Below are 6979 nucleotides of genomic sequence, written 5' to 3'. Positions count from 1 at the left end.
TAGACCAATTATAAGAATAGGCCATTAGTGTTGCACTTAACTTGACAATTGAGGTAATCTTTATTTTACAAAAATTAGGGATAACCATTGATAAACCAAAGATACTTAATAAATCTAAGAATGTTTTAACTACTCATTACTATTAAGTAACACGAACTTACTGTAAATTAGGTTTAATAAAGATCAGAATGTTTAAAATAGCGCCCAGCCAAAATAGCTGAGTGCCGTACACCATAAATTTCACATATTAACTCTAATTACTTCACCATCTTTGAACGTGAACTCTATATAACGTTGGAAGATGGTGATTTTTTTAATTAATCGGCGGACTAGCTGCGGGTCGAATTCGTGAATACTATGTTGATGTTCGTCCACGAAATCGCCGACCTGGTCGATATTGTGGAGTTTAACTTGGTTTTCGGATTCAATTCTTTGAACCTTTTCCTTTTGCCCACGTAGCTCCATTACTTGTTGGGTGAGGTCATTACAATTTTGATGCTGGTTAGTTGCTTGAATCAGTTTTAGTTGCGCATCTTCTAGTCGTTTATCCAGCTCCTCGATCGTTGGACCTTTATAGTTCTTAACGATTTTCATGATATTGGCTTTGATTTGTTTATCCGCTAATTCATGGCTTTCGATTAACTGGTTAATGGCGTCAAGGGTAGCGGTCTTGAGAAGAGGTTCCTTGATATTGCGGATCATGCAGCGCCGGCCTTTCTTATTGCGCTTAATTCGGCTGGCGCAACGCCAAACGGCGACCTTAATCGGGTTATACCACATATTCCGTTGGAAAATATCCCCACATTTGCCACAATAGACCCGTTGCGAAAAACAATATTTGCCATTAACTCTGCGATGGTGGCCATTCTTAGTAGTAATGCCATTACGGCGTTGCCGAATTAAATTTTGTACTTGCATGAAGACCGATTTGGGAATAATCGCTGGATGGTCGTTTTCTACATAGTATTGGGGCATGATCCCGTTATTCTTTACCCGTTTTTTGGTTAAAAAATCAACGGTATAGGTTTTCTGCAGGAGTGCATCGCCCATATATTTCTCATTCTTGAGAATCCGGTTAACACCGCTGGATCCCCAATTAGTTCCCTTGCCACCAGTTAAGACACCATCTGCTTTGAGTGATTCAGCGATTTGTTTCATCGTCATCCCTTGCAGGTAACTATAGAAGATTCGTTTAACGGTCTTAGCTTCTTCTGGATCAATGACGAGATTGCCATCTTTATCCTTGGTGTAGCCCAGAAAGTGATTGTGGTTAATCAAGACTTTGCCTTGCTGGTAGCGATATTGCAACCCGAGTTTGACGTTTTGAGATAAGGACTCACTTTCTTGCTGGGCCAGGGAAGCCATGATAGTAATCAAGACTTCTCCTTTGGCATCCATCGTGTTGATGTTTTCCTTTTCAAAGAAAATTGCCACGTTGATGGCTTTTAGATCACGAATGTATTTTAGACAATCAATCGTATTCCGGGCAAAACGACTAATCGATTTAGTAACGATTAAGTCAATTTTACCGGCTTTACAAGCGGCAATCATTTTATTGAACTGTTCCCGTTTCTTGGTGTTGGTTCCAGAAATCCCATCATCGGCGAAGATGCCAGCCATTTCCCAGCTGGGATCTTTTTGAATCAGCTCTTTATAGTGACTGACTTGTGTTTCATATGAATTGGCTTGTTCATCGAGTTCAGTCGAAACCCGGCAGTAGGCCGCAACTCGTAGTTTTTCTGATTGTGGTTCATCTGGTAAACGGTGGACACTATTGCCACGTTGCTGATGAGCAGGAATGATATGTACTTTACCCAATTAAATCCACCTCGCTTTTAATCGTGCTGTACAAATATTCAGCTTGCTTGATTGGATCATTGAATCGTTGATGAATTATTCCCCGATAGAAATGTTCACTGACAGGCTGTTTATTAACAAGATGTTCGGTCAAATTCAACCCGCATTTAAGCTGGAAACAGATTTCGTGCTGGTTAAGGATCTTAATTGATTGGACATAGGTTAGAAACAGTGCCGGATCAAATGTATTTAGAAATTGATTTTGCTGGCACCAACGGAGAAGTTCACGAAAGTCCTCCAGATTATTGGCATCGTCAGTGTGACTACTGTTAATTTGTTTAATTCGCTGTTGAATCTGATAGGTGCTTTGTTCCAGTTCAGCGGTTTGATTGATATACAATGACTGATCAATTAAACCTGCCTGTAACAGCTTATTTAATGTTTCCGTCTTGTCATCATTTTCTTTAATCTGCTTGGCTGATTGACTTAGCTTTCCGTCAGGATCATTGATAAAGCTGTCCTTTAATTGTTGTACTAGAGGCAACATTAATAACTTTTTACTGAAGGTCAGTTTATTCATCATGTTGCAAAAGGCGTTTTGGATCCATTCCTCGGCAATTGCTCTCACTGGACATTGCTTTGCGGAGTGCAAATGTTTTTGACAAGCCCAGCAGATTTTATTCGGCCGTGTTTGTCGTTTGAACGTAGAACCGCAATAATCACAAATGAGTTTCCCGGTGAATAGATAGTGTTGTTGGTATTTGTGATTTCCGGACTCAATGTGCCGTTCTTGTGCGACTTGTTTCAATCGATCTTGGACTTGATTAAAGTCATGATGGCTGATTATTCCTTTATGATGTTCTTCAATTAAATATTGTGCCAGTTCACCCTGATTTAAATGTCGGTGGTATTGATCATCACGGTAGGTTTTCTGACATAGCATATCGCCGGTATAGTTAATGTTGCGCAGAATATTAATGATAGTACTGCTCCACCAGCGATGACCACGCTGGGTGGGAACATGTTTAGTATTTAGCTGTTTAGCAATATGTCCAGTTGATTGACCTTGTAAGAAGCTAGTGAAGATTTGTTTAATAATTTTTGCTTCGCTGGGTTTAATAATTAAGTTACCATCCTGAACAGAGTAGCCGTACGGTGCTGAAGAAACCTTGAAACTGCCATCCGCAAAACGCTTCCGAATGGACCAGCGTAAATTACCCGCGGTCGAGTGTGATTCGTCCTGGGCAATACTGCTAAGAATCGATAAGAACAGTTCACTAGCCATCTCGCCAGTATTGATGCGTTCCTTTTCAAAGTAGATGGGAATGTTTAATTGCTGCAGTTCACGAACAATTTTTAAACAATCAGTAGTATTACGCGATAACCGGCTGATTGACTTGGTAATCACCAAATCGATCCGGTGGTTATGACAATCAGCCAATAACTCTTTTAAGGCATTTCGATGATTCAGTTTAGTGCCTGAAATACCTTCATCAAAGTAGATCCTAGCTAGCTGCCAGTTAAGGTGGCGATTGATATATTCTTGATAGTGTTGCCGTTGATTTTCCAAGCTTTCTAATTGTTCAACATTGTCAGTAGATACTCGGCAATAAGCCGCCACTCTTAATTGCTTGACATCACGCTGGTAGCCTTGAATTTTCGTAATAGTTGACATGGCAAACCTCCTTTCGTCAGTGTGGTATGTTAGCTCTGAGTAGCTGATGTATCAACGCTTTCTGGCTTTATTAATGGTGGAAAGGATTGCTGATTTAATTGATCGATTTGCTTGAATTCGTTTTCGGAAAGCAACCCCTTGTTTAGTAGCTTAGTGATAATTTGGCGGGATTGCTGGTAATGAATTTCATCTAGCAGCTGCTGTTGTGTCATGCCGGTTTTAACGGGCATCAGTGGTTGGCAAGTTACGGTTTTAACTTGTTTAGTCATTGTAATTACCTCCACTGATAAGCCAGGCGAGTTTAAAAAGTAAACCATCGCAAAAGAAAAAAGCCTGCAGACCGTAGTCCACAGGCAAAAGTTACAATAGTTGATTAACTCGTTTTTGAATTTGGGTGGGGTCATAGCCAGCTTGCTTCAATCGGTTGATTCGCTCATTACCATTACCCCAGGAGCCACGGATAACTTCACGAGCAATTTGGTCAACTGACTTACGATTTAAGAGACGGTTAACCTTTTCTTGGACCACCGCATAGTCATAACCAGCAGCGGTTAAGAGCTGTTGACGATCGGTACCATTACCCCATTGACCATTTAAGACTTCAACAGCTAGCTCATCAGGGTTCTTCCTGGTAACTGGCTGCTTTTTGTTAATGACAGCTACGTAGTCAATGTAGGCATAATCTAGATCACAGTTGCCATTGACACCTGGAACGGAACCAGTAGATGAATGTTGCCATATTCCATAGTTACCACCATAGTTACAACGTGATCCATATTCGGCTATCCAGATGGCATAACGCTGAGCAACAGCGGTGGATATATAATTCTGCAATGACGATCGAGAAATATACAGTCCGGCATAGCAACCGTTCTGCTCCAAAATACTACAAAAGCTTTTTACTAAGCTATCACAAAAGTTACGTCCATTAGCAAATTGCCACTTTTCTTCTAGATCAAAGTAGATTGGAAAATCAAAATGACGGTTGCCAAGAACGGTTAAACAGGCCCGGGCTTCAATGGCTGCATCAGCAGGTGAGATAGCGTAGGAATACCAATAAGCTCCTACTTGTAAACCGGCTGCTTTGGCTTGGGTATAGTGTTCTGCAAAGTAACGGTCTTCTTGGCTCGCTGACCGACCATAGCCAGCTCTGATTAGAACAAACTTAACACCACTTGCTTTGACTGCATTGAAATCCACATGTCCTTGCCATTCAGAAATATCAATCCCAGGAATCATGATTTATCACCATCCTTGTCATGTAATTGTTGGAGAATACTCTTTAACTTATCGGGCACAGGTAAGCCTAAGCGACTGGTATTTTCCAGTAATGAAATTCCTTCATTAGAGATATAGAAAAAGACTGTTGCTGTTCGGATGGCCGAACCGTTTTTTAGCAGATAGACGTCAAGAGAGTGGGCAATACCTACTAAGAGTAGAATCAGCATTTTTCTAGTGAGACCACGAAAACCGATCTCACTGGAGAGTTTATGTTCATTAATTGCGCAGAGCACACCGGTAATATAGTCCGCCACCATGAAAATGAGTAGAACATACAAAAAGCCATCCAGGCCGCCTAGAAACCAGCCAAGAAATGCACCAACAGCACCAAAACAAGTATTGATGATGGTTAAACTAGTTGTCTTCATCTGGATTATCAACTCCTCTCGAATACTCGGCCTTAATTTCCAGATACTCATGGTTGTATTTGACGTCATCGATAAAGCCGATATTGTAGCCGCGTCCTTCAAACCAGATGTTAGTTTCTTCGTCAATGTCGTCACGGTATCGGATAATAAAGGACAATTGCTTTTCCAATTTAACGGATACCGCCGTGTAGTATTCCTGACCGTGCAATGCCGAGACTTTAGCCCATACATCACCGAGGCGAACATCTTTGTACATCGACATTCCAGTATTAGGATTTTCGCCGACATATTTCTTTTTCATTAGAGTAATGCGTCGATCTAGTTCACCAATATCAGCAATCTTACTGATACGTTTGTTTTGCTGTTGCATTAAAATTCCTCCTTCCGGTAAGGGGACAAAATGGCCCGAAGAAATTTAATCATGGCATCAAAATCAGCTGTTTCCCGATATTCATAAAGGTAAGCCACTGTATAGAGAATGGCGGTATGAATATCATCAGGGAGGGGATCAAACGCTGATAGTGGTTGGCGAAGCACATTCTCGACCGTAGCTGTTGCCGATCCAATCAACTTTGTAATGAGGTCATCTTCAACAGTGTTGTCTACTCTCAGGTAGGCTTTTGCTTCGGCCAAAGTAATAGCAGCCACATTTCATCAATCCTTTCTATTTAGCAGCCATGGACAAGGTTTTAATTGCTTCTGGTAGGATAACTTTGCCGTCAACTCGTTGTGAGCCTAAAAAACCAACTTGACCAGTTACGGCATAAAGTTCATTCAGACGTTTGAAAGTTCGGCCTTGTCGATCTGCAATCCAGTAGTAATTGAAGTCGCCAAAGAGAACTGGCTTATTGGAAGCAGACAGTGTTGGCATGAATGGACTGGTATAAACAGGGCAGTTGAGGATTCTGTCTGGCTGACCTGCTTGAACGGAAGGTTGCCAAATGTATTGGTCATTTTTATCTTTCATCTTGCGGATGACCTTCACAGTATCATCATTCATCAAAAAGACAGCATTTTGACGGTATGGTGTCTTCAAAGAATAGAAGAGATCGATTAAATCATCAAAAGTTAATGAATCAGCCTTAGCAGCTGTTGATCCAGCTGAAGCACCATTAGTATCGGTCAAGATACCAGTAGGTTGACCAGTACCGGTACCGTTTAAAAAGGCTTGTTCTTCAGCGTTACCGAGCCTGCGACCGAATTCATCAGATAGGTAAGCCATCAAATCAAATGCCGAATCATTTAGTAATTCTTCTGACACTTTGATCAGGGTCCCTAATTTATGAGCGCCAAGTGACACCTGACTAAATTGTGTGTTGGACTCTGTGTAGGCCGCTTCTTCTTCTAGCCAGGCTGCGGTACCTTCACTGGCCACTACTGGAATTTTGTGTTCACCGCTATTGGTTTGGATGACATGGCTGATGGTTCGTAGGACATTTGCTTCTTGAAGCTTTTGGATAAGTTGATTTTCAAATTCGTCGGGCACTAGGAAGCCACCATCTGGATCCGTACCTTCTTTCAGTGCATCAACGACCACATGACCACGCATCATTTGCCAGAAATCTTTTGCATAAGCCTCCTGGCCCTTTGGTAGCTGGTTAGCAATTGGGGAATTAGTAAGGGCCTTACTGGTGGGTTGGTTTAGTGCCACTTCAATTTCTGCCTGCTTGTGCCTTCGATCGATTTCCTTACCTAAGTCGACAACTTCTTGCTCCATCTTTTCATAGCGGGCATTGTCGTCAGCTGATAGTACATCCGACTCCTTTTGCTTAGCATCCAGGAAATCCTTTGCTTGCTTCCAAATACGGGCACGCTTTTCTTGTAATTCAGTAATCTTACTCATTGATAAGTCCTCCTA

8 protein-coding genes are annotated in these 6979 nt (G+C 41.6%); all 8 read right to left on the bottom strand.

Going from position 1 to position 6979, the window contains the following annotated elements; translation table 11 throughout:
* Positions 1 to 240: 240 nt before the first annotated feature.
* The gene (locus FD27_RS02050; protein ID WP_057748757.1) at positions 241 to 1818 is read right to left on the bottom strand and encodes a recombinase family protein; all 1578 of its coding nucleotides are present in this window, start codon (positions 1816 to 1818) and stop codon (positions 241 to 243) included.
* Positions 1811 to 3472 carry a recombinase family protein gene (locus FD27_RS02045; RefSeq protein ID WP_057748754.1) on the bottom strand — a complete coding sequence of 554 codons (1662 nt, stop codon included), beginning with the start codon at positions 3470 to 3472 and terminating at the stop codon, positions 1811 to 1813. The genes FD27_RS02050 and FD27_RS02045 overlap by 8 nt, the downstream gene beginning before the upstream one ends.
* 29 nt (positions 3473 to 3501) lie before the next feature.
* Positions 3502 to 3741: an SHOCT domain-containing protein gene (locus FD27_RS02040; RefSeq protein ID WP_057748751.1), complete on the bottom strand. Its 240-nt coding sequence runs from the start codon at positions 3739 to 3741 to the stop codon at positions 3502 to 3504.
* Between the two features lie 91 nt (positions 3742 to 3832).
* Complete coding sequence (locus FD27_RS02035) at positions 3833 to 4711, bottom strand: GH25 family lysozyme (protein ID WP_057748748.1); 879 nt, start codon at positions 4709 to 4711, stop codon at positions 3833 to 3835.
* Positions 4708 to 5121, bottom strand: a complete 414-nt coding sequence (locus FD27_RS02030) for a phage holin family protein (RefSeq protein ID WP_057748745.1) — start codon at positions 5119 to 5121, stop codon at positions 4708 to 4710. The genes FD27_RS02035 and FD27_RS02030 overlap by 4 nt, the downstream gene beginning before the upstream one ends.
* Entirely contained in the window at positions 5108 to 5491 is a 384-nt protein-coding gene (locus FD27_RS02025; protein ID WP_057748742.1) for a phage head closure protein, read from the bottom strand. The genes FD27_RS02030 and FD27_RS02025 overlap by 14 nt, the downstream gene beginning before the upstream one ends.
* Positions 5491 to 5769: a head-tail connector protein gene (locus FD27_RS02020; RefSeq protein ID WP_003671991.1), complete on the bottom strand. Its 279-nt coding sequence runs from the start codon at positions 5767 to 5769 to the stop codon at positions 5491 to 5493. Before FD27_RS02020 ends, FD27_RS02025 begins: the two co-directional genes overlap by 1 nt.
* 16 nt (positions 5770 to 5785) lie before the next feature.
* Positions 5786 to 6964 carry a phage major capsid protein gene (locus FD27_RS02015; RefSeq protein WP_057748740.1) on the bottom strand — a complete coding sequence of 393 codons (1179 nt, stop codon included), beginning with the start codon at positions 6962 to 6964 and terminating at the stop codon, positions 5786 to 5788.
* Positions 6965 to 6979: the final 15 nt, after the last annotated feature.

Origin of the sequence: Limosilactobacillus frumenti DSM 13145, assembly GCF_001436045.1 — a bacterium.
Lineage (GTDB): Bacteria > Bacillota > Bacilli > Lactobacillales > Lactobacillaceae > Limosilactobacillus > Limosilactobacillus frumenti.
The sequence above is the reverse complement of the archived record's forward strand: the minus strand, read 5'-3'. Positions and strand labels throughout refer to the sequence as shown.